The sequence below is a fragment of the Aliidiomarina soli genome (assembly GCF_003986975.1).
Taxonomy (GTDB): Bacteria; Pseudomonadota; Gammaproteobacteria; order Enterobacterales; family Alteromonadaceae; genus Aliidiomarina; species Aliidiomarina soli.
Window position 1 is genome coordinate 239,148 of the sequence record NZ_PIPO01000003.1, and the last position, 25,326, is coordinate 264,473.

General features: G+C 52.8%; 23 protein-coding genes. 13 read left to right on the forward strand and 10 right to left on the reverse strand.

What is annotated here, in order from left to right; translation table 11 throughout:
- Positions 1–41 precede the first annotated feature (41 nt).
- Positions 42–746: a sensor histidine kinase gene (locus tag CWE14_RS07695; protein ID WP_157981796.1), complete on the reverse strand. Its 705-nt coding sequence runs from the start codon at positions 744–746 to the stop codon at positions 42–44.
- A 230-nt stretch (positions 747–976) separates the two neighbouring features.
- Here CWE14_RS07695 and cysB point away from each other — a divergent pair, with 230 nt between their 5' ends.
- Positions 977–1,951: an HTH-type transcriptional regulator CysB gene (gene cysB, locus CWE14_RS07700; protein WP_126798838.1), complete on the forward strand. Its 975-nt coding sequence runs from the start codon at positions 977–979 to the stop codon at positions 1,949–1,951.
- Positions 1,952–1,960: 9 nt separating this feature from the next.
- Here the strand turns inward: cysB and CWE14_RS07705 are convergent, their stop codons facing one another.
- From CWE14_RS07705 to pabB, 3 genes are all read right to left on the reverse strand, one after another.
- Positions 1,961–3,334, reverse strand: a complete 1,374-nt coding sequence (locus CWE14_RS07705) for an L-serine ammonia-lyase (protein ID WP_126798839.1) — start codon at positions 3,332–3,334, stop codon at positions 1,961–1,963.
- 75 nt (positions 3,335–3,409) lie between these two features.
- Positions 3,410–4,021: a CoA pyrophosphatase gene (locus CWE14_RS07710; protein WP_241972350.1), complete on the reverse strand. Its 612-nt coding sequence runs from the start codon at positions 4,019–4,021 to the stop codon at positions 3,410–3,412.
- Positions 4,014–5,417 carry an aminodeoxychorismate synthase component I gene (gene pabB / locus CWE14_RS07715; RefSeq protein WP_126798841.1) on the reverse strand — a complete coding sequence of 468 codons (1,404 nt, stop codon included), beginning with the start codon at positions 5,415–5,417 and terminating at the stop codon, positions 4,014–4,016. The genes CWE14_RS07710 and pabB overlap by 8 nt, the downstream gene beginning before the upstream one ends.
- A gap of 115 nt (positions 5,418–5,532) precedes the next feature.
- Between pabB and CWE14_RS07720 the strand changes: the two genes are divergently transcribed.
- Entirely contained in the window at positions 5,533–7,098 is a 1,566-nt protein-coding gene (locus CWE14_RS07720; RefSeq protein WP_241972351.1) for a fumarate hydratase, read from the forward strand.
- A 115-nt stretch (positions 7,099–7,213) separates the two neighbouring features.
- A complete protein-coding gene (rmuC, locus tag CWE14_RS07725; protein WP_126798842.1) occupies positions 7,214–8,506 on the forward strand; it encodes a DNA recombination protein RmuC in 1,293 nt (430 codons plus the stop codon).
- On the opposite strand, the gene CWE14_RS07730 is transcribed toward rmuC, so the two are convergent.
- Both CWE14_RS07730 and CWE14_RS07735 read right to left on the reverse strand, forming a co-directional pair.
- The gene (locus CWE14_RS07730; protein WP_126798843.1) at positions 8,503–9,399 is read right to left on the reverse strand and encodes a hypothetical protein; all 897 of its coding nucleotides are present in this window, start codon (positions 9,397–9,399) and stop codon (positions 8,503–8,505) included. The two genes, rmuC and CWE14_RS07730, sit on opposite strands and share 4 nt — an antisense overlap.
- Before the next feature lie 87 nt (positions 9,400–9,486).
- On the reverse strand, positions 9,487–10,026 hold the full coding sequence (locus CWE14_RS07735; protein ID WP_126798844.1) for a sn-glycerol-3-phosphate transporter: 540 nt from the start codon (positions 10,024–10,026) through the stop codon (positions 9,487–9,489).
- A 163-nt stretch (positions 10,027–10,189) separates the two neighbouring features.
- Between CWE14_RS07735 and smc the strand changes: the two genes are divergently transcribed.
- Genes smc through ligA form a run of 3 tightly spaced genes read left to right on the forward strand, consistent with a single transcriptional unit; the run spans position 10,190 to position 16,717 of the window.
- Positions 10,190–13,666: a chromosome segregation protein SMC gene (gene smc, locus CWE14_RS07740; protein WP_126799102.1), complete on the forward strand. Its 3,477-nt coding sequence runs from the start codon at positions 10,190–10,192 to the stop codon at positions 13,664–13,666.
- A 26-nt stretch (positions 13,667–13,692) separates the two neighbouring features.
- Entirely contained in the window at positions 13,693–14,667 is a 975-nt protein-coding gene (gene zipA, locus CWE14_RS07745; protein ID WP_126798845.1) for a cell division protein ZipA, read from the forward strand.
- A 7-nt stretch (positions 14,668–14,674) separates the two neighbouring features.
- Entirely contained in the window at positions 14,675–16,717 is a 2,043-nt protein-coding gene (gene ligA, locus CWE14_RS07750) for an NAD-dependent DNA ligase LigA (RefSeq protein WP_126798846.1), read from the forward strand.
- Here ligA and CWE14_RS07755 read toward each other — a convergent pair.
- From CWE14_RS07755 to gloB, 3 genes are all read right to left on the reverse strand, one after another.
- On the reverse strand, positions 16,694–17,221 hold the full coding sequence (locus tag CWE14_RS07755; RefSeq protein WP_126798847.1) for a hypothetical protein: 528 nt from the start codon (positions 17,219–17,221) through the stop codon (positions 16,694–16,696). The two genes, ligA and CWE14_RS07755, sit on opposite strands and share 24 nt — an antisense overlap.
- Positions 17,221–18,828: a LysM peptidoglycan-binding domain-containing protein gene (locus tag CWE14_RS07760; RefSeq protein WP_126798848.1), complete on the reverse strand. Its 1,608-nt coding sequence runs from the start codon at positions 18,826–18,828 to the stop codon at positions 17,221–17,223. The genes CWE14_RS07755 and CWE14_RS07760 overlap by 1 nt, the downstream gene beginning before the upstream one ends.
- Positions 18,829–18,958: 130 nt before the next feature.
- Entirely contained in the window at positions 18,959–19,723 is a 765-nt protein-coding gene (gloB, locus tag CWE14_RS07765; RefSeq protein ID WP_126798849.1) for a hydroxyacylglutathione hydrolase, read from the reverse strand.
- A gap of 49 nt (positions 19,724–19,772) precedes the next feature.
- Between gloB and CWE14_RS07770 the strand changes: the two genes are divergently transcribed.
- From CWE14_RS07770 to CWE14_RS07790, 5 genes are all read left to right on the forward strand, one after another.
- Positions 19,773–20,510, forward strand: a complete 738-nt coding sequence (locus CWE14_RS07770; RefSeq protein ID WP_126798850.1) for a class I SAM-dependent methyltransferase — start codon at positions 19,773–19,775, stop codon at positions 20,508–20,510.
- An 89-nt stretch (positions 20,511–20,599) separates the two neighbouring features.
- The gene (locus CWE14_RS07775) at positions 20,600–21,346 is read left to right on the forward strand and encodes a sulfite exporter TauE/SafE family protein (protein ID WP_126798851.1); all 747 of its coding nucleotides are present in this window, start codon (positions 20,600–20,602) and stop codon (positions 21,344–21,346) included.
- Positions 21,347–21,439: 93 nt separating this feature from the next.
- Entirely contained in the window at positions 21,440–21,832 is a 393-nt protein-coding gene (locus CWE14_RS07780; protein ID WP_126798852.1) for a rhodanese-like domain-containing protein, read from the forward strand.
- Between the two features lie 12 nt (positions 21,833–21,844).
- Complete coding sequence (locus CWE14_RS07785; RefSeq protein WP_126798853.1) at positions 21,845–22,267, forward strand: YeeE/YedE family protein; 423 nt, start codon at positions 21,845–21,847, stop codon at positions 22,265–22,267.
- A gap of 5 nt (positions 22,268–22,272) precedes the next feature.
- A complete protein-coding gene (locus CWE14_RS07790; RefSeq protein WP_241972353.1) occupies positions 22,273–22,668 on the forward strand; it encodes a DUF6691 family protein in 396 nt (131 codons plus the stop codon).
- A gap of 2 nt (positions 22,669–22,670) precedes the next feature.
- On the opposite strand, the gene rnhA is transcribed toward CWE14_RS07790, so the two are convergent.
- Positions 22,671–23,141 (reverse strand): ribonuclease HI, encoded by a 471-nt coding sequence (gene rnhA / locus CWE14_RS07795; RefSeq protein ID WP_126789759.1) that lies wholly within the window; start codon positions 23,139–23,141, stop codon positions 22,671–22,673.
- A 109-nt stretch (positions 23,142–23,250) separates the two neighbouring features.
- Between rnhA and dnaQ the strand changes: the two genes are divergently transcribed.
- Together dnaQ and CWE14_RS07805 are read left to right on the forward strand one after the other, a co-directional pair.
- Entirely contained in the window at positions 23,251–23,988 is a 738-nt protein-coding gene (gene dnaQ, locus CWE14_RS07800) for a DNA polymerase III subunit epsilon (protein WP_126789758.1), read from the forward strand.
- Positions 23,970–25,253 (forward strand): TIGR03503 family protein, encoded by a 1,284-nt coding sequence (locus tag CWE14_RS07805; RefSeq protein ID WP_126798855.1) that lies wholly within the window; start codon positions 23,970–23,972, stop codon positions 25,251–25,253. The genes dnaQ and CWE14_RS07805 overlap by 19 nt, the downstream gene beginning before the upstream one ends.
- Positions 25,254–25,326: the final 73 nt, after the last annotated feature.

The following is a 25,326-nucleotide window of genomic DNA, read 5'->3' on the forward strand; positions in this document are numbered from 1 at the left end:
TAATTTTGACCGCAGGGCGTATAATAACTGACTTTTTACACTTACGGTAGTTGCAAGGTTAAAATGCCACCATGCTCTGGCATGCCGTTGTCATCCTGCTGACTGGCATTACTAAGCTGGATACTACCGGCGACATTGTGGCGGGCGTGGCCCTGGGCGATACGCTGAGCGAAATAGAGGCCCAGCCCGGTGCGTCCTGAGCGGATATCGGGTTCACCTGAGGCCATTTGCGCAAGCACATCGTCAGGGTAGCCGTCGCCGTCGTCACGCACTGTAATAAGCAGCTGGTTATCCTCTACCACAGCGGTCAGATGAACACGCTGATGCGCGTAGCGCAGGGCGTTAATCACCACATCCTGCAGCAGTACGTTGATCAGGGTTCGGTCCATAAACCAGGTCAACCCAGAGTCGACGTCTATGCTTAGCTCTACCCGGTGGCGCTGGGCATAAAAACGGCTATCCTCAACTAAATCATCGAAGAGTTCATCGACAAACTGCTCTTCGAGGCTAACGGGCAGGGCGTCATACTCGTTGCGGTACAAGCTCAGTAACTGAATGAGCCCGGTGTTGAGGCGTTGTGCTTCATACTGAATATCGGCCAAAGAGCGTCCTGCAGGGGTGTCCCCCAGCTCTTCGGACACTTCATTAATATTCTGCAGCAACAGCCAGAGCGAGTTTTTCATGTCATGCACCGCAGCCCCTAAAATAGTGGCGAAGTCGGCTGCCTGGTTGTGATCTTTTAGCATAATCTGCGCGTCCGGGATCAATGTGTAAAGAATTCTGATTATGTATCGGCCTGGACAGAGAAAAATACAGTCCATTCAACGCTTATATTTGACACTTTGAATAGATATTGACAATCTTATACGGTTAGAGAATATAGCAAAGGGACCGCCAGCCAGTAGAGGCCTGGCCGGATGCTTTCGCTTGTCGTAGCCAACCCCGCGTCACGGCAGGCTCAATCAAGGCAATGTATATGAAGTTGCAACAATTACGTTACATCGTTGAGGTGGTTAACAATAACCTTAATGTGTCAGCCACCGCTGAGAGTCTGTTCACATCTCAGCCCGGTATTAGTAAACAGGTCCGGATGCTGGAGGATGAACTTGGCATTCAGATTTTTGGCCGCAGTGGGAAGCATCTGACTCACGTCACGCCAGCAGGACAGGACGTGATTGAAATTGCCCAGCATATCCTGTCGAAAGTCGATGCCATTAAGGCGGTCGCTGCAGAACATACCAAACCCGATCAGGGTAAGCTCAATATCGCGACCACACACACTCAGGCGCGCTACGCATTGCCGCCGGTGATCCAGCGGTTTATCAACAAGTACCCTCAGGTCTCGTTGCATATGCACCAGGGGTCTCCGCAACAAATTAGTGAAGCAGCGGCAAAAGGCAAGGCGGATTTTGCAATCGCCACCGAAGCGCTGCATCTTTACCATGATTTGATTATGTTGCCGTGCTATCACTGGAACCGTTCAGTGTTGGTGCCCAAAGGGCATCCGTTAACGCAAAAGGCATCCATTAGCATTGAAGATGTTGCCAGTTTTCCACTGGTTACTTATGTGTATGGGTTTACTGGTCGCTCTGAGCTGGATAAAGCTTTTTCCCGTGCCGGCCTTGACCCGCAGATTGTATTTACTGCGACTGATGCCGATGTCATCAAGACCTATGTGCGCATGGGGCTTGGTATTGGGGTGGTGGCCAGTATGGCGTATGAAGAGCAGAAAGATGATGACCTGGTGGCAATTCCGGCAGGGCATCTGTTCGATCACTCGACGACTAAGATAGGCTTCCGTAAAGGAACATTTTTACGCAGTTATATGTTTGACTTTATCGAGGGCTTTGCGCCGCATCTGACAAAAGAAGTGGTCGAAAAAGCAATGACAATGCGCAGTCACGACGAGCTCGAAGCGATGTTTGCGAACTTCGAGCTGCCGATGTACTGAGGTTGCTGTTTAACACTCCGTAATATTAACTGCGAGGCCGCCACGGGCGGTCTCTTTGTATTTGCTTTTCATGTCGTTCCCGGTGTCCCACATGGTTTTAATAACCTTATCCAGCGAGACTTTCTGATCACCGGTTCCGCGCAGTGCCAGACGCGCAGCATTAATGGCTTTAACCGATCCCATCGCATTGCGCTCAATACAAGGTACCTGAACCAGACCGCCGACGGGGTCACAGGTTAAGCCGAGGTTGTGCTCCATACCGATTTCGGCGGCACATTCCACTTGCCGTACGCTGCCACCCATGACTTCAGCGAGGGCACCAGCGGCCATTGAACAGGCGACCCCAACTTCGCCCTGACAACCAACTTCTGCGCCGGAAATTGAGGCGTTTTTCTTATACAGAATCCCGATAGCCGCCGAGGTCAGCAGAAAGTTGACTACATCATCGTCAGTTAGCGGACGGATAAAGGTGTCGGCATATTTCATCACTGCCGGAATAATACCGGCCGCACCATTGGTCGGTGCGGTCACGATACGGCCACCGGCCGCATTTTCTTCGTTGACAGCCAGGGCATAAAGATTTACCCAGTCCATTGCACCCATTGGGTCATTCTGTTCTTCCGTGCTTAGGCACTGGTGTAAGCCCGGCGCCCGGCGTTTAACTTTGAGCCCACCGGGTAAAATACCTTCGGTACGTATGCCCGTGTCAATACAGTCCTGCATGGTCTTCCAGATATGCAGCAGACCTGCGCGAACATCGTCCTCTGCGCGTTCCACTTTTTCATTCGCCATCATCAGCTGACTGATACTAATTGAATGCTGGCCGCATTGCTCAAGCAAGTCCGCGGCCGAGTCGAATGGGTGAGGAATCGGCTTGGTGCTTTGTTCGATGGCCTCTTCCAGCGTTTCATCAAAATCCGCATCGCGGACGATAAAACCACCGCCAATGGAGTAATAGAGATCTTTATGCAGCAGGGTTTCATCCTGATAGGCGCGCAGTTCCATCGCATTGGCATGCTTAGGCATGCTTTTGCGGCGATGAAACACGATCGCCCCCTGGCGCGGGAACTTAACCGGATGCTCTCCGAGCAGAGGAAGTTGCTGACTCTGGTCAACATCGGCAAGGAAATCATCGATTTTGCTGGTATCGACGCTTTCGGGCAGTTCACCGGCAAGACCGAGAATGACCGCTTTTCCGGTGCCGTGGCCTTTACCGGTCTGACCGAGCGATCCAAACAGCTCGACTTCAACCCGGGTGACGTTGCTGACCCCGTATTGCTTGTCGACTTCACGCATAAAGTCGTGGGCAGCACGCATAGGCCCAACGGTGTGCGAGCTGGATGGCCCGATACCGACTTTATACATATCAAATACGCTGATCATTCGAAAACTCCGTTATTCATGTCATTGGCTTAGTATGACGGCTAGTGTGGGGGCGAAGCGAGGCTTATGCAAGCCTCAGTTAAGTGGTCTGTACAGCTTCTGTGTTGTGGGTAGAAGCTGCTCGCTTAAACTGCGCACAATCGCCGCGGTTGCGCCCCAAATCATTCGTTCACGCCAGGGAATGAACCACACTCGCTGCACACCGAAGCGTGGCAGTTGATAGGCATAATGCAGCTGATGACTGAGCAACTGGTGCAGCGGTACGGTGAATACTTCTTCAACTTCAGCCGGAGCAGGGTGCCACTGGGGCAGCGACTTAAGAAACCCAACATAGGGGCGGATCATAAAACGGCTGATCACCGGCATGTCTGGCAGTTGCCCGATAATCTCTACCTGATCGCGGTGTACCCCGAGCTCTTCTTCGAACTCGCGCAGGGCGGTAACCTGCAGTGAGCCGTCGTCAGCGTCCTGGCGACCGCCCGGAAAACAAATCTGGCCAGCATGGTGGCGCAGGTTATCAGTACGCTTAGTCAGTACCACTTCAATGCCCTGAGGCTGTTCGACCAGCGCAATTAATACCGCCGACGGGCGCAATTCGTAATGGATGGGGAGCTCTTTGACAAAGCGTGTCGGGCTTGGCCGGCCGAGGTTGAATTGGCGAATAAACTGCTCCCGGGTTTTAATCATCACCGCGACTCACTTGATCAGCCTGACCCATGCTGGTGAGTACAGGGAGAATTCGCTGAACTTTGTCAAAGGTTTCCTGATATTCGTCTGCCGCTACTGAATCCATCACGATCCCGCCACCAGCCCAACAATGCAGGTGGCCCTGGGCGGCGACTAAGGTTCGGATCGCAATATTGGTATCACTGGAACCATCTTTATTAATATAGCCGATACTGCCGCAGTACACACTACGTCGGTGGGGCTCGAGTGAGTCAATAATTCGCATGGCGCTGATTTTCGGTGCCCCGGTAATCGAACCGCCAGGAAACGCCGCACGCAGCAATTCGATGCTTTGCAGTGGTGTCGCAAGTTGGCCGACGACTGTACTAACCAGATGATGCACCGCATTGAAACTCTCGATAGCAAACAAAGCCGGAACTTTGACACTGCCTGGGAGACAGGTTCGGCTTAAATCATTGCGCAGCAGATCGACGATCATCAGGTTTTCGGCCTGATCTTTGGCCGAGGCGGCGAGCTGTTGCCGTTGCAGGGTATCGGTCCGTGGGTCATTACTGCGCGGACGCGTTCCTTTAATAGGCTTTGTTTGCACTGCGCCGGTGGCATCGGTTTGTAAAAATCGTTCAGGTGACAGACTTAATATGGCTCCGTCAGGCAGGCGCATGAAAGCAGAAAAAGGTGCCCGGTTTGCTTCGCGAAGCGCTTTGTAAGCGAGCCATTCATCACCCTGATAGCTGGCACTGAAGCGTTGCGCGAGGTTTATTTGGTAGCAGTTTCCCGCCCGCAGGTGCTGATGGATATGCTTAATTTTTGCAAGGTAGGCAGGTCTAGTCATGTTGCTCTGCCAGGCACTGGATAGGGAAAAATCAAATTGCCCCAGTGCATGCGGAGGCTTCCAGAATGCCTCGTAGTGCTCAAGTTGGTCGGCGGGGGCAAGGACAAAACTACGCTGTTCCTGATGGTCGATAATTAATGCGTGCTGATAAAACCCCAGGGCGATATCAGGCAGATTAATATCACTGCTCGCAGATCCTGCGTCCGGGCTGTCAATGGACTCCAGTAAGCGACCGAGATCGTATGCAAAGTAGCCGGCAGCGCCGCCGGTAAATGGCAAGTCGTGCTCGCCTTTATAGTCCGCCTGAGCCGAGAGTTGCTGTTGCAGTTTCTCGAATGGATCCAGCCCTTGCTGGCGCAGTTCTTCCACCGATGCGCTGAGTTGCTGCAGTGGTTGGCGCAGCAGAATATCGTAGCGACTATTGGGGTGGACACTGGCTGACGAGTCAAGTAGCAACGCCCAGGGTTCGCGACTGAACGGGGTGAACAGGGCCAGTGTATCGGACCAGTCGGAGTACGGAACTTCGCGACTGAGTACTACATTGGATAACGATGACAGAGGCATTTAACAAGGTCTCTAACTGGCAGCTTGAAGGTAAACAGAGTATCATAACCGCCGCTTAAGAATCACGTTTCCTGGTTAGCGCCGGGCAACCATTGTAGCCGGACTAGAGGTAATTATGTCGACCCAAGCTATGTCAGCAAAATCTGAGTCAAGCAACACCAAGCCAGTGATAAAACAGCAGGATTTTATTGAAAGCATTGCAGATGCGCTGCAGTTTATTTCGTACTATCACCCGCTGGATTTTGTCCAGGCGCTGGCGGACGCATATGAACGCGAGCAAAGTGAAGCGGCGAAACATGCGATCGCGCAGATGCTGCAGAATTCACGGATGTCAGCCCAGGGACATCGCCCAATTTGTCAGGACACCGGAATTGTTACCTGTTTTGTCAAAGTTGGAATGGATGTGCAGTGGGATAAAACGGATATGACGGTGCAGGAAATGGTCGATGAAGGCACCCGTCGCGCCTATCTGAACCCGGATAACCCGTTACGTGCTTCTATCGTCGCTGACCCTGCTGGAACGCGCAAGAACACCGGTGACAATACGCCTGCGGTGGTGCACCTGGATATGGTTCACGGGGCAAAGGTGGATGTCATGATCGCGGCCAAAGGTGGCGGGTCTGAGAACAAATCGAAGATGGTGATGCTGAATCCGAGTGACTCGGTTGCCGACTGGGTGGTTGAAACACTGCCGAAGATGGGCGCTGGCTGGTGCCCGCCAGGTATGATTGGTCTTGGCATTGGTGGTACAGCGGAAAAATCCGCGGTGTTAGCCAAGGAGTCGCTGATGGACCCGGTGGATATTCACGAACTTATTGAGCGGGGCCCACAGAACGCGGAAGAAGAACTGCGGCTGGAAATTTTTGAGCGGGTTAACAAGCTTGGTATTGGCGCTCAGGGTCTCGGCGGGCTTACCACAGTGGTCGATGTGAAAATTAATTCACTGCCAACCCATGCGGCGTCCAAGCCGGTCACTCTGATCCCAAATTGCGCTGCGACGCGGCATGTGCACTTTACCCTTGACGGGTCGGGACCCGCCGATTTGCAGCCGCCGAAACTAGAAGACTGGCCGGATATTACCTTTGAAGTGGGTGAAAATGTTCGTCGGGTGAACCTGGATGAGTTGAAAAAAGACGATGTTCTTGACTGGAAAATGGGTGAAACCGTACTTCTGAGCGGCAAGTTGTTAACCGGGCGTGACGCCGCACATAAGCGAATCGCTGACATGCTGAGCAAAGGTGAACCGCTTCCCGTCGACTTTACCGATAAGTTTATTTACTACGTAGGGCCTGTCGATCCTGTTGGCGACGAGGCAGTCGGGCCTGCAGGGCCGACCACAGCCACGCGGATGGATAAGTTCACCGATACCATGCTCGAGCAGACCGGGATTATCGGTATGATCGGCAAAGCAGAGCGCGGCCAGAAGACGGTCGATAGCATTGCTCAACATAAGGCTGTCTACCTGATGGCGGTGGGCGGTGCGGCGTACCTGGTGGCCAAAGCGGTGAAGAAAGCAAAGGTTGTTGCCTTTGACGATCTGGGGATGGAAGCTATCTATGAGTTTGAAGTCGAAGACATGCCGGTGACGGTTGCGGTAGATGCGCAAGGAAACAATGCGCATCAGGCTGGTCCGGAGACATGGGCAGTTAAGATCGCTGAAGCTGATGCCTTTCCAGGCTAAGCGTAGCTGGGGCAGTCACTACACCTAAGCCGCCTATAATGGATGCATGCAAGGCCTGTTGCCGATATGATTGGCAACAGGCCTTTTTATTTGAAAAGCAATGAAGGAGTTTTAAATGGAGCTCAGCTCGCCGGTTTGGTTGCTGGCCCTTGCCGCGGTAACAGCATTTGCCCTTGGCGCAGGTGTTTACGGGTTATGGAACCTAAAACCCAAACGCCTGCTGGAAGCGCGTTACGATGAACTGGCCAGACGTTTTGAAGCGCAGCAGGATGAGCTGCGTGAAGCGCAGCACTATCAACAGCAACTTCAGGTAAAACTGGCCAGCACCCGCACTCAGTCTGAGCAAATTAAGCAGCATGCGGATGAAAAAATAAGCCTGCTTCAGCGCAGTGAAGAGCGCCTCGAAAAAGAGTTTGAACGTCTTGCAGGACGCATCCTGGAACAAACCTCAGCGCAATTCAATAAACGAAATCAGGAAACATTGAGCCATACGCTGGCACCTCTGCGTCAGCAAATCGATACCTTTCGCCAGCAAGTGTCGCAGCAGTTTAATGATGAAACCAAGGAACGGGCGTCGTTAAAGCAGGAACTGAATCAGTTACGCCAGCTCAATCAGCAAATGGCGTCTGAAGCCCAGGCTCTGACCATGGCCTTAAAGGGCGACAATAAGCAGCAGGGCAACTGGGGCGAAGTGGTACTGGGCCGTATGCTTGACCAGTCCGGGTTGAGAGAAGGGCATGAATATACAACTCAGCGCCAACACCGGGATGAAGAAGGTAAGAGTTTTAAGCCCGATGTGGTGGTTCATTTGCCGAATGACAAAGATGTGGTTATCGATTCGAAAGTGTCGTTAACCGCGTACGAGCGCTATTTTAACAGTGACGATGAGAGCATGCGAGAGCAGGCAATGCAGCAGCATCTGCAGTCTTTACGTCAGCATATAAAAGAGCTCGGCAAAAAGAATTATCAGAGTTTAGATGGCGTGCGAACGCTCGACTATGTGCTGTTGTTTATTCCGTTGGAACCAGCGTTTCTGCTGGCGGTGGATAAAGATCCCGAGCTGATTAGCCTGGCTTTGGATAACAATATCATGCTGGTTAGCCCGACCAACCTGTTGGTTGCTCTGCGCACGGTCCACAATATCTGGCAATACGAATATCAGAACCAGAATGCGCAGCGTATTGCTGAAGACGCAGCCCGGCTGTATGACAAATTTGTTGGTTTTGTCGAGGACATGCAGAAGGTGCGCGGCGCGTTGCAAAACTCCGAAAAGCACCTGGATTCCGCGTTTAACAAATTAGCCGAAGGGCGAGGCAACATCATTAGCCGGGTAGAGAAGTTTCGGGCGATGGGAGTACAGCCGAACAAACGTCTGCCACAAACTCCGGACATCGACGAGGCGGATTAATCGGGGCGGAAACTGGTCCCATAGATGTCATTGTATAAGCGTGCCAGATAGGGCCGTTCGGCAGCCGGGACCCAGCTCATATGCATATCAAAGTATTCCTGCGTGCGGCTAAGCTCTTCAATCGCCAAATTGGCGCTTTGCAGAAACTGCTGACCCTGCTCGCTGCGATTACACAGCAGGTAGCCAAGCAAGGCTCGGTCTGCTTCGCGTAAGGGAATGACTTTAAGGTCAGGTTGCGCTTGATTACTCATCTGAATAAAGCGTTCCATCGCGACTGAGGTATGAATGGTCAGGTCGATGCGCCCACTGACGAGCATATCGAAAAGCCCGGACGCTTGATCAGGTACCGATCGGATCCACAACTGGTTGCTATGACGGTCTCTGCTGAGTGCTTGATCTAAATCTTCACCGTAGGAACGGCCCCGGACCAGGCCAAGGGTCAGATTCGGGCTCAATGAAAGCACGTCCTGCAGTGAGAGATGGTCATCCTCCGAAGCAGACTTTAACGCTTCGACCTGGTCCGCCAGCCGATGAGACGCCAGCATATACAGCCGCAGCGGCGGGAACACCACCTGCGGCAGGGCCGATGCATAGGCGTACTGACCACGTTCTTCATTATAAACACTCTTACCACGACAGACATGAGCCTGTTCGCTCAGCATCGCCTGGGCGCGGGCTGAATTAACAAAGCGTGGCTGGACGTCGAAGTCTCTCAGGTAAGGCTGATACAGCTCAAGTAACTGACTATTGATATCAGAAGAGGAAGTTGGGGTTGCGACGGGCACGTCAGGGTCAACGTCAGTTAACCAGATAATACGCTGAGGAGACTGCTCAGAAGCTGACGCTGAGCTTAGGATGCAAAAGCCGATAATGTAGAGTAAGCGCTGGAACATAGGTATGAAACCTCAGGCCATGAATAAATAAATCAACACTTAGCTACTAATACTACGATGAATGTTTAGTATCGGCAATGGCTTTTGTTAAAAATTATAACCAATTAGTAACATAGCACCGGAGACACCAAGAACGGCTAGCTCGGCGTTCATCTGTTTATAACGGAACCCCAGGCTCGGAACGGCCGCCGGTGAGGTGCCAAAATGGTTAAACGGTACCTTGTCTTGATATTCATTACGGTAACCGTGAATAAAGCCAGCAGTCACTTTAGCAAACATGGCGCTGTTTTCACGTTGCCAGAAGTTGTAGTCGTAACCAGCGTACGCATATACGCTGGACTGCGAAAACGAATTATTAAAAAAAGCGAATCCGAGTAACGGGGTGGCGTTGTTTAATGCCGGGAAACGTGTGTTAAGTGGAATTGACACCATATTGTCGCCGCGCCGTTCAAAGCCAATAAAATGTTGAGTGTTGTTATGATCTGGCTGCGGATTAAAATGTGTCGTCCATAGCGAGGTGCTTAGGGTGTATTTGTTGTCGGCGGCTCCTTTGCCGGATTCCGCCTGTGCGGAGCTGGCGATAAGAGCAAACAGCGATAGCAGATTAAGAAGCCTGCGAAACGGCAAAATACACCTCGGGATGGTTAGTTCTGTTGGGTTGGAGCTAATACTATGTATCTTCGCCGCAGCCTGCAAACATCTACGGGTATTTTTGCATAGTTATGACAAAGTTGTAGTCAGGTCTGGTTTGCCGCTAGACTAGGGGCTCGCGAATAAAAAGCTATAAATGATGCGCTTAAATTATATCAAGCTGGCTGGTTTTAAGTCCTTTGTTGACTCAACCAAAGTACCTTTCCCCGAGCAGATGACCTGTGTAGTCGGGCCGAACGGCTGCGGTAAATCAAATGTGATTGATGCGGTGCGCTGGGTACTGGGCGAAAGCTCGGCGAAGAATTTGCGTGGCGATGCAATGACCGATGTTATTTTTAACGGATCGAATTCGCGTAAGCCAGTCTCCCGGGCCAGTGTTGAATTGGTTTTCGATAACAGCGAAGGGCGCTTGCAGGGCGAGTATGCCAGTTATCAGGAAATTTCTGTCAAACGCCTGGTGACCCGGGATGGCCAGTCCAGTTATTTCCTCAATGGCAGTAAATGCCGGCGCCGCGATATTACGGACCTGTTTCTGGGGACAGGATTAGGCCCACGTAGCTACGCGATTATTGAACAGGGTATGATTTCCCGCTTAATAGAGTCCCGCCCGCAGGAGCTGCGTGTCTTTATTGAAGAAGCCGCAGGCATTTCGAAATACAAAGAACGGCGCAAGGATAGCGAGAGCCGCATGCGCCGCACGCGGGAAAACCTGGAACGATTAACCGATGTGCGTGACGAACTAGGCACTCAGCTTGCCAAATTGCAACGTCAGGCAGCAGCAGCGCAGCGCTATAAAACCTTAAAAGCGGAAGAACGGACGCTTAAGGCACAGTTGCAGGCATTGCGTTGGCTGCATTATCAACAGCAATGTGACCGGGTTGAAGCTCAGTTGCGTGACGAGCAAACCGAGTTAGAACGGTGGATAGCCGAACAACGTGGCAGTGAACGTGGCCAGACCGAGCTTCGTGAGCGCCAGGCACAACTCAAAGCTGACTTTGATAAAGCGCAGCAAGCTTTCTACCAGTGCAACAATGACATTACCCGGATTGAACAGAGTATTCAGCATCAACGTCAGTTGGCGGACCAAAGGCGGCGTGATCTGGACGAAGCGACTCTGCAGCTTGAACAGTTGCGTAGCCAGCTGGACGAAGAAAGCGCTGAGGCTGAGTTGATAGCAGAAACGCTGCTACAGCTTGAGCCGGAGTTTGAACTTAAACAGGCTGAGCTTGAAGAAAGCAGTGAACGTTTACTCGAACTTGAAGAGGCGTTGCAAAACCAGCAGCAGGAAGCGGATGCTCTCGCGCAGCGAATGCGCGATAGAAATCAGCGGATCCAGGTTGGTCAGACTGAACTGGCCGGCATGGAGAGCTTGCAACAGCGGCTGGATGTTCAGTATCAGCAGGCGCAAACGCGCCTGGCTCAGTTACAGCAACAGAATTTGCAAGCGGAACAGGCGCAGTTAAGCGCCACACTAAGTGAAAGCGAACAGCAGCTAGAGGAAGCTGAACAGACTTATCAGGCAGCAAAACAACATAGCCTGCAACAAGCGACTGACCTGGAAGCGCTGAGTGCTGAAGTACACCAGCTGAACAGCCAGCGGCAACAAGTCAGCGGCCGCATCGCCTCGTTTGAACAATTGCTGGCCAGTGCCGAACCGGCTCAGCAACCAGCGCTTGATAGCTGGCTTCAGGGCCAGGCGCATGCGCCGTCATTGTTGCAGCTGTTGGAGGTCGATACACGCTGGCAAAGTGCCGTTGAAGCGGTGGCAGGCCCGCTGCTGCATGCACCTGTGTTGCGTCAGGCAGAGTTCGAAACGTTATTGCAAGCGCCGTTAACCCAGGGGGGGCTGTTGCACCTGACTAAAACCGCTGAGCCGCCTCCGGCGAAAAGCCTGGCCACCCGGTTAAGTGGTGATGCCGCGCATCTGCATTTGTTCCGGCATGTGGCAGTGGTCGCGGACGGAGAGGAAGCGGCAGAGTTATTTGGCCAGCAGTCCTACCTGATGGCTGTTGACGAAGCAGGGCGGCTGTATACCCCGGATGGTATTCAACAGCCAACCGATTCGGCGGACAGTGTTCTTGCCTGGCAGCAGAACTTACAGCAATTGCAGTCAGATTATGCGCAACTGGAGCAGCAGTCGGCGGCGCTGGAACAACGGCAACGTGAGTTGCGCGAGGAAAAACAACGCAGCGAAACTGAATTGGAGCGTATTGCCGGGCAACTACGTAACCGTCAGCAGCAGGTTCTTGAGCAACGCACTGAATTGCAATCCTTGCAGCAACGGCTTGAGCACCAGCAACAAGAGCGTGACGAACTGGAGCAAAGTGTTGAGGAATTATCGCTGACCCTGGCTGAACAGGAAGAACGTAAGCTGGCGTTGGAAGATGAACTCGACAGCCTGCGTAGTGAAGTAAGTGATCAGGAGCCGGCAGAACAGTTGCAGCAGCAACAATTGAGTCAGGCACGGCAACAATTGCAGGCGGTGCGCGACCAGCAACAGGTGGTGCAACAGGATGTCTATCAGCTGCAACTGAAGCAGCAGCAGGCACAGCAGTCGCAGGCTCATTTGCAGCGTTCCATGCAACGCAGTAGCAGCAATGAAGAAGCGTTACGTGAGCGTATAGCGGGTCTGCAGGGGCAGCAGCAGGATCAGGATACGACCGAACAGCAGGAAGAGCTGGCGGAAGCGCTGGCTCGCCGCGAAGACGCTGAGGCGGAGAAACAGGCATTTGCTGAGGCGCTGGCAGAGGTCGACGCTGAGTTGAACGTGCTCAACAGTGGTCAGCAAGGTGTGCAGCAGAGAATTGAGCAGCAGCGAGAGCAGGTCGAAGCTAGCAAGCTTGAGTTGGCCGCCTCCCGCGAACGAGGCCATAGCCTGCTTGAAGGGCTGCAGGAAACAGGCTATGCATTGAAAGAAGTGCTGGAAGCCATGCCGGAGGATGCAGACGAAGGTGAATGGCAGCAGCGACTGGACAAGATAGCCCGCGCGTTGCAGCAGCTTGGGGCGATTAACCTGGCGGCGATCGAAGAGGCCGAGGCTCAGGCGGAACGAAAGGCTTACCTCGACAGTCAGTATGATGATTTGAATGAATCACTGGCGTTACTTGAAGACGCGATTAAAAAGATCGATAAAGAAACACGGCAACGTTTTCGCAAAACTTTCGATCAGGTCAATAGCGATCTGAGTCAGTTATTCCCTAAAGTATTCGGGGGCGGCAGTGCCTACCTGGCACTGACTGACGACGACCTGCTGGAAACCGGGGTCACTATCATGGCGCGGCCCCCGGGCAAGAAGAACAGCACTATTCACTTGCTCTCGGGTGGGGAAAAAGCGTTAACGGCATTGTCGCTGGTATTTGCTATATTTCGCCTGAACCCTGCGCCTTTCTGCATGCTCGACGAGGTGGACGCACCATTGGATGATGCCAACGTTGGTCGTTTTTGTAGATTGGTGCAGGAAATGTCAGAATCGGTACAGTTTATTTATATCAGCCATAATAAGATAGCGATGGAGATGGCGACCCACCTCGCTGGGGTAACCATGCAGGAACCAGGTGTTAGTCGCCTGGTCGCAGTCGATGTGGATGAGGCCGTGGCATTGGCCGACGCCTCCTGATACTAACAAAGGGTTACAAGGACACGATGGATAGCTTACGCATTGCTCTAATGATAATTGGTTTACTGGTGATACTAGCCCTGCTTGGTAAGGGGCTATGGACTATCCGCAAGAATAACCAGCAAGCGCGAGGAGAGCAGGAAACCCTTGAACGCAAACGTAGCCGGCAGGCGGACGATCTGTTCAGTGCCGCCGATGATATTGATCTCAGCGAGGATACCTCGCGACCACCGCGTGACGTGTCGACCAGACCGGGCCGTAGCCGTAAGCGTGAGCCTGAGATAGCGACTGATGTGGAAACTGATCTGCTGCACGATGAGCAGTTGCATGAGCCAGATCTGCAGCAAATGGAAATTGATTTGAATGATGAGCGGGCGTCAGTTGAGCAGCAGCAAATGGGCTTGCTTGATGACGATAACGAGCTGGTGGATGACAGCGCGGGCGCAGAGCAGTCGCCGCGGGCAACAACCGATCAGGCGCAGCAGGTTAAGAACGACCAGCACAGCCCGCTTGAAGAGCCTGCAGAGGCGGAAGAAGAACCTCAAGCAGAGCCTGCAGCAAAGGACGACATGGAAGTGATTACCTTGTTTATTACCGGGGATATTCAGGGCGCTATATTGCTGCAGATGACCGCTGAGCTGGGGCTCAAATATGGTGAAATGGATATTTTCCACCGTCACCTGGAGTCCTCCGGACATGGACCTGTGTTATTTAGCGTGGCCAATATGTTTAACCCCGGGACCTTCGATATCCATAGTATGGAGCGGTTCCATACAGAAGGGCTGGTGCTGTTTATGACCCTGCCACTAAAAAGTGACGGTCATCAGGCATTCACCATGATGTACAATGCGGCAAATAAAATCGCGGACGCAATGCCCCGAGCGGCAGTGCTGGATGGTAACCGCAACCCGGTGACCAAGCAGTCGGTGCAGCATACTTATCAGCGTATTCGCGAATTTGAACGTAAACAACGTTTGCAAAAGCCCACGACCAACTGGTAATTCAGACATGACAACATCTTTATCACTGGCCGCTGCGGAAGCCGAGCTGGAAGACTTACGCGATCGCCTGCAGCAATATAACTATGAGTATTATGTGCAGGACGCGCCGAGCGTACCAGACGCAGAATATGACCGCCTGTTTGCGCGGGCAACGGAGCTTGAGAGCCAGTTTCCAGAACTGGCCAGCGATGAATCACCAACGCAAAAAGTAGGTGCGCCGCCGTCCGGGGCTTTCGCTACGGTTACCCATGAGGTGCCGATGTTGTCCCTCGACAATGCTTTTGATCAGGCATCGATGGAACAATTTATTCGCCGGATTGAAGAGCGGAGCGGGGAGCAAGGGCTGCGCTGGTGTGCAGAGCCTAAGCTGGATGGCGCAGCCGTTAGTATTTTATATGAGGACGGCAAGCTGGTGCGTGCGGCTACCCGTGGTGACGGTTATCAGGGCGAAGATATTACCGCCAATGTACGGACCATTAAAAACGTGCCATTGCGCTTGCGCGGCGATGTCCCGGCGCGGCTGGAAGTGCGGGGTGAAGTATTTATGCCAGTGGCAGGCTTTAGCGCCTATAACGAGAAAGCGCGCGAGCTGGGGGAAAAAGTATTTGCCAATCCACGCAATGCGGCGGCCGGAAGTCTGCGCCAACTGGATTCGCGGATTACTGCCCGGCGACCCTTGCAGTTTTATGCGTATGCGATGGGAGAAGTCGAACCGGCTCGTGAATTGGATGACGACAGCCACTACCAGCGTTTAATGCAGTTAAAAGACTGGGGTGTGCCGGTCTGTCCTGAAACTCGTCAACTGGATACCAGTGACGCATGCTTTGAGTATTATGCAGATATCCAGCAACGCCGAGCAGCGTTGCGCTATGAAATTGATGGTGTGGTATTTAAGCTTGATGCAATCGACTTGCAGCAGCAACTGGGCTTTGTTTCACGGGCTCCACGCTGGGCGATTGCCTATAAATTTCCGGCTCAGGAGGAGCTTACCTGGTTGCGAGGGGTCGACTTTCAGGTCGGTCGGACAGGCGCTATTACCCCTGTAGCCCGGCTGGAGCCGGTGACAGTGGCCGGGGTTACCGTATCCAATGCGACGCTGCACAACGCGGATGAAATAGAGCGGCTGGGCGTTCGTATTGGCGATCGCGTGATCGTTCGGCGCGCTGGCGACGTTATTCCGCAGGTCGTTGGAGTGGTGTTGGATGAACGTCCGGCGTCCACGCAAGCCATCGAATTTCCAACCCAGTGTCCGGTCTGTCAGTCCGCGGTTGAACGTGTTGAAGGCGAAGCTGTGGCGCGTTGTAGCGGTGGTTTGTATTGTGCGGCACAGCGTAAGCAGGCGCTGATGCATTATGCGTCGCGTAAAGCCATGGATATTGACGGCCTGGGTGACAAGCTGATTGAACAACTGGTAGAGCGCGAGTGGGTACAAAGCCCGGCTGAACTTTACAGTTTGACCACGCAGCAACTGGCATCGTTACCGCGTATGGGGACTAAATCAGCGCAGAACCTGGTCGCCGCCATAGATAAAAGCAGGGTCACTACTTTAGCCAAATTCCTATACAGCCTGGGTATTCGGGAAGTAGGGGAAGCCACGGCGCAAAACCTGGCGCTGCACTTTGCATCGCTGGATAGCTTAATGGCTGCAGACAAAGACGCACTGCAGGAAGTCAATGATGTGGGCGTGGTCGTGGCTGAACATGTGTACGCGTTCTTTCGTGAGCCACATAACCTGACGGTTATCAATGCGCTGATTAGTGGTGATAAGGCCGTTAGTTGGCCTCAGCTGAGTGCCCCGAGTCAAAGCGAACAGCCGTTGAGCGGTAAGACGTATGTATTGACCGGGACCTTGACTGAGATGACCCGGGATGAAGCGAAAGCGCAGTTGATGGCACTTGGAGCAAAAGTTGCTGGTAGTGTGTCAGCCAAAACCAGTGGTGTGGTTGCTGGTGAAAAAGCAGGGTCGAAGCTGGCTAAAGCCGAGGCACTGGGGGTCCCAGTGCTCAGCGAAGCAGACTTACTGGCGTTACTCGGCGCGGCGGATGGATAAGTCGCGCATGGTGCGCTCGGCTACGATGCTGCTCAGCCCATCTTCCGTTAATTCAAAACGCAGGCGCGGGTGAGAACTGTCGAAAAGGTACTGTCGCTGGTCCATACGCAGGCGAACACCAAAATTTATCTCCGGGTTTTCAGTTGGCATTAGTTCCAGTTCATAGTCATCCACGGTGACAAGAAAGGTCTTAATCGGCTGATCGGAAAATTCCAGAACGTAGGCGTGTCCTTCGCCGTCCAGGATCAGGTTCAGGTAGTAGGCTTCCGGCGGCGTGTTGCGGAAAATGTAGTCCGGTCCAGCGCGGAAATACCAGCCATGGGTCTGGCTGCGCTGAAAGCCGAGTAACATGTCGACTTCAATTTCTTCGCCGTCAGCGAGCACCGCCTGACCTTCTATCCGATACGAAAAACCGCGGCTATCTTCGTCATTCGTGTCGGCTTTAACAGACGTTGCCAGCGCCCAGCAAATCAAACACAAGCCAATTAAAAGTAGCCGTTTCATCAGATATTTACCCGGGTGACGTCAACGTATAAGGTAAGCCGTTGGCCTGGCTGTAAAAAGCGTTGGCGGTTGATCTCATTCCAGCGCTCAATGTCTGCAATGGAGACACTGAAACGGTTGGCAATCCGGTCCAGCGAATCGCCTGAACGGACCTGATAATAGACCGCCCGGACCACCGCGCCATCGCCTGCATTGGAGGGACGCTCCTGGCGCCAGATGGTCAGCGTCTGACCGGGGCGAAGAAAGTCACCCGGTGCCATATTATTCCATGAGGCTAAGCTGCGTACCGGCACATTGTATTTACGGCTAAGGTCCCATAAGGTGTCGCCACTGGCGACCTGGTGGTTAATACGATGATTGCCTCGCGAACGGTTTTGCGTCGACACCCGGCGTTGCTCAGCACTCAGGGTGTATTCTTCGAGGTCGAGACTGGCCACCGGAATCAATAGATGGTCGCCCTGGCGGATAACGTGCCCGTCGAGTTCATTGGCTAACTGGATTGCACGTGCGGTTGTACCGTATTGATTTGCAATCCGGATCAGCGATTCGCCGCTTTGTACCTGATGGCGTTGCCAGTTCATCCACTGCTCAGGCGACGTTTGCGCCAGGGCAACGTTAAACTGCTCGGCGTTGGCCACTGGCAGCAGTAAACGATGGGGGCCGTCCGGGCCGGTAGCCCAGCGATTATACCCAGAGTTAAAGCGATGCAATTCGTGCAGAGTCATCCCCGCCATTTCAGCGGCTTGCGCTAAGTCTATCTGATTCTCAAGTTCAATTACCGCGGTGACAGGCTGGTTGGCAACATAACGCCAGTCAACGCCATAGTTTTGGCTGTCACGTAACAGCTCGGCCAGCGCCAGAATTTTCGGAACGTAGTTTTGCGTTTCGCGTGGTAAGTCTAGTGACCAGAAATCAGTCTCTAGACCGGCATTTTTATTGCGACGGATCGCTCCGGCGACCCGGCCCTGACCTGCATTGTACGCAGCCATCGCGTGCAGCCAGTCACCGTCAAAGGTACGGTGCAGGCGTTCCAGGTAATCCAGCGCGGTATCGGTGGCAGCAATGATGTCGCGACGGCCGTCGTACCACCAGTTGATATCCAAACCGTAGTAAGTCGCGGTGCTCGGGATGAACTGCCAAATGCCTGATGCACTGCCATGAGAGTAGGCAAAGGTATCATAGGAACTCTCGACCACAGGCACCAGCGCCAGCTCTACTGGTAATCCACGTTCTTCGATACGCTCAATAATGAGATATAAAAAGGGTGCGGCCTGCTGTGAAATGCGATCAATATAGCTCGAGTGGCGGGTGTACCAATCGATATGAGTCTGCACTCGTTCGTTAACAGGCACATCAATACTCATTTGCAAGCGTATGCGATCCCACAGGTCAGCCTGTTGCTGAGGGGAGAGGCTGGTATCGGTCGAGGTTGGTGTCGGTAAATTGACGGGGGCATTGAGCGCGTATAACGCCAGGCCCTCATCCATGGAGTGAGTGCGTTCCTCATCGGTATAAGGCTTCGGCATCACATTATCAGAAACCCATTGGGTCGCCTGGCAGCCAGACAAAGCAAGGGCACCGAGTACCGCAAGACATATTTTTTTCATATACAACCTATGTAGCGCACGGCTTTTAAAGCCATTTTATCGTTAAAGGTAACCGCTACGCGGCTACTTACTGATGTAAATTTAAGCAAAATCTACGCCAATGATACATACTGATTGGTATGCCATTGACTTAAAAGTTATCTTTCCAGTTGCGTAGACAGGCAAAGACTTCTACCGGGTCACCAAGACTGGTTTGCGCATGGATTTGCGCTGCATCTTTGACGCTTTGTAAGTGGCAGCGCAAAAAGGGGTTAATTTCTGCCTCCAAGGCTAACGTAGATGGCAACGTCGGCATATCCTGTTGACGTTTTTTTTGCACCCATTGCGAATGTTTGTCAAGCATATGGTTGTCGGGTTCCACTGCCTTTGCAAAGGCAAGGTTGGCCGCAGTGTACTCATGAGCGCAATATACCAGCGTATCCTCAGGTAGCTGTCGAAAACGCTGTAAACTGCTAAAAAATTGCTTCGGTTCGCCTTCAAACATACGACCGCAGCCGGCTGAGAACAAGGTATCACCGCAAAACAGCCAGGGTTCAGCGTAGAAGGCAATATGGTCCAGCGTGTGCCCCGGGCAAGCGAGCACTGCCAATTCAAGAGGCAGATCAGGCACCTTGATAGTATCACCATCCTCTAGTCGGTGGGTAATACCTGCAATGTTATTATGCGGGCCAAATACCGGGCAGCCGAAGCGCGCCACTAACTCGTCAATAGCACCGGTGTGGTCGTGATGATGGTGGGTAATCAGGATCGCGCTAAGTGTTAACTGGTGCTTGTCCAGGTACTCAAGTACCGGCGCCGCTTGACCTGGGTCGACGACCGCGCAATGCTTACCGTCACTAGCGTCAATCAGCCAGATGTAATTGTCGTCAAACGCACGAATGGCATGTAATTGCATAAGTCTGCATCCTCAGTCAGAGTATACTGCCCAGTATAAGGGGCCTTAGATGTTAATAAAACCAGCTTTAGTCGCACGTTCCAAACGTCAGCCATTGGCCTGGCGTGATCTGGCTCATGGTAGCTACCTGTGTCAGGCGGAGCGCAATGCGTTGGCTCCGTACTGGGCAACCATAGCCGGCGATTACGCGCTCCAGTTGGGTCGGTTAAGTGAAGCCATTTCAAAAGGTTGCCGGGCACGTGAGAAAGTCCCGGTTCATCCTGGCGATGATGCCCGGGTGCGGGCTCAGCTGAACGCACTACCTTTTGCCCGGCGCAGTGTAGATGTGGTGATCATGGCGCATGTACTTGAGTATGCGGATGACCCCCATCAGTTACTGCGTGAAGCAGATCGTAGCCTGGCGTTTGACGGTTACCTGATCCTAACTTTGTATAATCCGCTAGCGCTGGCAACCCTGACCGGGTTATTTCCCGGTAGTGCGGGCAAACCGCCATGGAGTGGTCGCTATTTTAGTAAGGCCCGGATTGAAGACTGGCTGGGGTTATTGAACTATGAAGTGTTGGCCAGTGGTTACGCTGGCAGCCGCGCGCTTTGGCTTAGCCGCAGTGATGCCAGTCACGAGAGCGAAAATCGATTGTGCAATTATGTCCCCTGGCTGCGCAGCTGCTATTATTTGATTGCCCGAAAGCGCGTGTTCCCATTAACCCCGAGCCCGGGATTTCTCCAGTTCGCACGTCAGGTTACAACCCCGAAAGCCGTGCCGTCGCCGACCAGTCGAAACATTTGACATACTTAATATTGGGTTTATAATTTCTTGGTTATAAGTATATTCTATTTTTGAATATAGTGACTGGCGATAGAAGCAGGAATCTAAAGATGGCTCTTTTTGGTGCGTTGATAATAGGCCTAAGTCTTGGCTTGTTTGGCTCGGGCGGTTCGATTCTTACCGTACCGGTGTTGCTTTATCTTTTGCACCAGGACCCTCAGGTAGCGATTGCCTCGTCATTGCTGATTGTGGCCGGCATCAGTTTTTTTGGTTCAGTGCAAAACGCATTTAAGAAATTAATCAGCTGGCGCCATGTTGGCTTTTTCGGTATTCCAGGCGTGTTTGGAACCTGGCTTGGCGCACTCGCGGGTTTAATGGTAGATCCACGCTGGCAGCTGTTGGTATTTTCGCTGTTAATGATAGTGGCCGCTTACATGATGTGGCGGGCGCGCTTACCTGAACTGGGTGCCCCCATTGTTATACGGCCCTGGAAAGTGATGGCAGAGGGTCTGATTGTAGGCTGTATCACTGGGTTTGTCGGGGTTGGCGGTGGCTTTTTGATTGTTCCGGCGTTGGTTCTCTTGGGTGGGCTAAGTCTGCCGATCGGGATCGCAACAAGTCTGGTTATTATTGCACTTAAATCCGTGGTCGGTTTTGCCCAGTACTATGTGCCGATGACGAATGCTGGTTATCAGTTCGAAATGGGCGTAATCGCCACCATGATTGTGGCAGGCGTGATAGGTAGTTTTGGCGGCAGCTGGCTGGCCATACGGTTACCTAAGCAGAAAATGCAGCGCGGATTTGCGGTTTTTCTGGTGTTAATGGCCGCTGTGGTGATTTATCAGTCCGTTTTATAGCGAATTAATTAGGCCCTGTTAATATTAATCAGAATAGCAGGGTAGTTTGGTCGTGCAGCGTGCACAAAAAGCAGTATAAGGTGAGACAAGGTTATGAAAACAGCACAACAGTTAGTAGCAGAGGCAAAGCAGGCAATCGTTGAATGCAGCGTTGATGAGCTGGCTCAGGTGACAGAGTCAGACGCGTTGATCATTGATATTCGGGAACCCGCTGAATACAGCGATCATCATATAAAAGAGGCAATCAATCTGCCGCGCGGCGTGCTCGAATTCCAGTTGGCCAATCATCCATCGGTAGCAGCAAGTGGCTGCGAACCTATGGTCGCGCTGGAGCAGCTAAAGGCTCGTCCGACTTACCTGATTTGTCGCTCCGGTGGACGCTCTGCGCTGGCCGCAGAGTCGTTACAGAAAATGGGTTTAGAAAAAGTATTTTCAGTCGCAGGTGGGATGCAAGCCTGGGTCGATAGCGGCAAGCCAACAGTGTAAGGCGAGAAAAAAATGGAAAACTTCACCCCCATTAGTGCGCTGATAGGCGGCGCTATCATCGGTAGCGGCGCGCTATTGCTGATGTTAATGCTGGGCAGGGTAGCTGGTATTTCGGGTATAGCGTCAAGCGCTATATTTCAAACCGAGGGTCGGGCCTGGCGGCTGGCCTTTGTCGCCGGGTTATTAGTGGGGCCTTTGTTGGTTGGCCTGATTTTAACCGACTTTACCTTTGCCACGCCAGATCTTGGCTGGGAAGTGGTCGTGGCTGGCTTACTGGTTGGCGTCGGCACCGGCGTAGGGTCGGGCTGTACCTCGGGGCATGGTATTTGTGGTATTGGCCGGTTATCGAAGCGCTCAATTGTAGCCACGTTAATTTTCATGGCTGCGGGCTTCCTCATTGCAACCTTATTCACTCAGGGGGCAGCCACATGGTAATTTTAATGGCTTTTCTAAGCGGACTCCTGATGACGGCGGGGATTGCGGTGTCAGCGATGATCGATCCCAATAAGGTGCTCGGCTTCTTGCACCTGGGTCCGGGCTGGGACCCCAGCCTGGCATTGGTGATGGCAGGGGCACTGGCAGTTTTTCTACCCGGATTCTTGCTTATCCGCAAGCGTAAAGCGCCAGTCTGCGATACTCAATTTCACCTGCCAAAAAGCAACCGCATTGACAAACCACTGGTGATTGGAGCGCTGCTGTTTGGTTTAGGCTGGGGACTGGTCGGCTATTGTCCGGGTCCGGCGATAGCGGCACTGACATCGGGCAGCGTCGCTACGCTGGTTTTTGTGGTGATGATGATTATCGGCTGGTTCGCGGCGCGCAAAGCGCGCCTGTAAGGTTAGTCCGGCTGATATCCGTGGTCTTCGTCATGAGGGCCACGCTCGGCCGCGGTTCGAGCTAATACATCGCAACGCTCGTTCTCCGGGTGGCCTGAATGCCCTTTAACCCAGTGCCATTCAATTTTGTGGCGGGCAATTGCGCTATCCAGTGCCTGCCATAGATCCTGGTTTTTGACTGGCTTTTTTGCGCTGGTCATCCAGCCTTTCTTTTTCCAGCCCTGAATCCACTTAGTAATGCCCTGGCGGACATATTCGCTGTCTGTGTAGACATCGATTTTGCAGGCTTTGGTCAGCGCATTGAGTGCGACCACTGTGGCCATCAACTCCATTCGATTATTCGTGGTCAGACGAAAACCCTGAGCCAGTTCTTTTTCATGTTTTCCGTAGCGTAAAATCGCCCCGTAGCCGCCAGGTCCGGGGTTTCCTAGACAGGAGCCATCGGTAAATATTGTTACGTCCTTTGTCTGCATGCTTCTTCTCAGGTTTTGATGTTGCTACTATAGCGCTCTGACAGATATGCCGGTGCAGTGAAAGCGTCGAGTATACGCAGCCCGACAGCAAAAATAAAAGGTTGATGATATGCATGAACTGATTGATTCCAAATCGCAACGACAAATTGTGCTGGATACAGAAACCACAGGTATCGACCCTAAACAGGGTCATCGTATCATCGAAATCGGTTGCGTTGAGTTAATCGAACGTAAACTGACAGGGCGCCATTTTCACGCCTACCTGAACCCGGAGCGCCTGGTTGAAGAAGATGCCATCCGCGTGCATGGGATTACCAATGAGTTTCTGGAAGACAAACCAGTTTTTTCGCAAGTCGTTGATGAGTTTGTTGAATTTATCCGTGGTGCTGAGCTGGTTATCCATAACGCGCCGTTCGACGTTGGCCACATGGATGCTGAGTTTAATCGCATTAATGCGCCGTACGGCTTAACCAAAGACATTGCCGGGGTATTGGATACCCTGGCGCTGGCGCGGCAGTTGTATCCCGGGCAACGGGCCAGCCTGGATGCACTGTGCAAACGGTTCGATATTGATAATTCACACCGTACCCTGCATGGCGCGTTACTCGACGCCGAAATCCTGGCTGATGTCTATCTGTGGATGACCGGCGGCCAGCGCAAACTGTCGCTGGCAGATAAAGACAAAGATGGTCAGCTGACTGACCTCACAGCCATCCGACGCTTACCCGATCAACGGCCAGCGCTAAAGGTTTTACCTGCATCTGCCGAAGAAGAAGCAGCACATCAGCAACGCATCGCAAAGCTTCTTAAGAAGGGAGGGGAGTCTCTTTGGCCCGTGTCTGGTTAATTCGTTGTGGTTTAGCACTTACTGTCTTGCTGGCATCTCAGCCAGCGGCGGTGGCTGAATCTTTACCTAATCCGTACGACGCCTTTCGGTTAACCGAAATGGCACCTGATAATCAATTACCGTTGCTTGGTGATCGGTTTCGTATTGACGATCATGTAGATGAGATCACCATGGTCTTTTTTCGTGATCATGGGACTGACCCTGTGGTGCTGATTTTACCAGATGGCAGTAAGTGGTATAGCTCGCGTCATCCACAAGACGTGCAATGGGAGTCTGGTGCCGGTTTTGACCAGGTGCGTATCGAATCGCCCATGCGCGGTCCCTGGCAAGTGTCCGGAGCACTACGACCTGAAAGCCGGTTGATGGTTATCTCTGATCTGCAGTTTCATGCGGAGCCACTGCCGCAACGTATTTTCCGCGGCGAGACCATCAGCGTTGAAGGGCGTTTCACCGAGGCTGGTGAGCCCATTGAGCAACGCGATTTTCGCAGTGCCATCCAGATGCAGCTTCATCTGGTCAGTACCAATGATGAGAACCACAACAACTTTGGTATTAATCCGCGGCACTTAGGGGATTTTCTCGACGATGGTCGTGGTCATGACGTACGGGCCAGAGACGGTATCTTTACCGGTGAAATTTGGTTCAATGCACCGTCGGGACCGTACTTGCCGTCGTACCAGGCGATCACGCCATTGTACCAACGCACCTACGAGCAGTCGCCAATTATGCTGGCTGAGTTGCCAGTTCAACTGGAAGTGCGGGTGTCCGCCACTGAGGGAGTGCCTCATGTGCTTGATATTCACGTCGATGAGGAACAACTGCAGGTTGATGACTTGGTCTTACGCGGCGATGTTGAGTATCCCAATGGCGAAATTCAGCGGATAGATATCCGCACAGCGATGGGTGACCGATTGCGGGAACGGATCCCAAATTATGTGAATGGAAGTTTTGCTATCGATTTAACCTTGTTTGCGACCACCACAGACGGGCGCGAAATCGAGGCTACCGTGGCTACCTATGACTTTATGGCGCGTCAGCCCGAACCAGCGGGGCCTACAGACGAGGAACTGGCAGCGATCCGGGCAGAGCAGCGAGAGGCTGAAATTGCTGCACAGGTTGCAGCAGAGCGTGAACGCTTACGTAAACAACGGGTTATGCTGGGTTTGATTGTAGGGGTGAATCTGGTTCTGGTGCTCGGCTGGATCGGCGTGATGCTATTCCGTCGCCGTGGGCAAGGAAAGAACAGCGGAAAAGCTAAAAAGTAGACGTTTTGGCGATTTCGTGCGCAAACAGACGCAAAGGCGGAAAAAAGGGTTGACGGCGACGCGGGCGACTCGT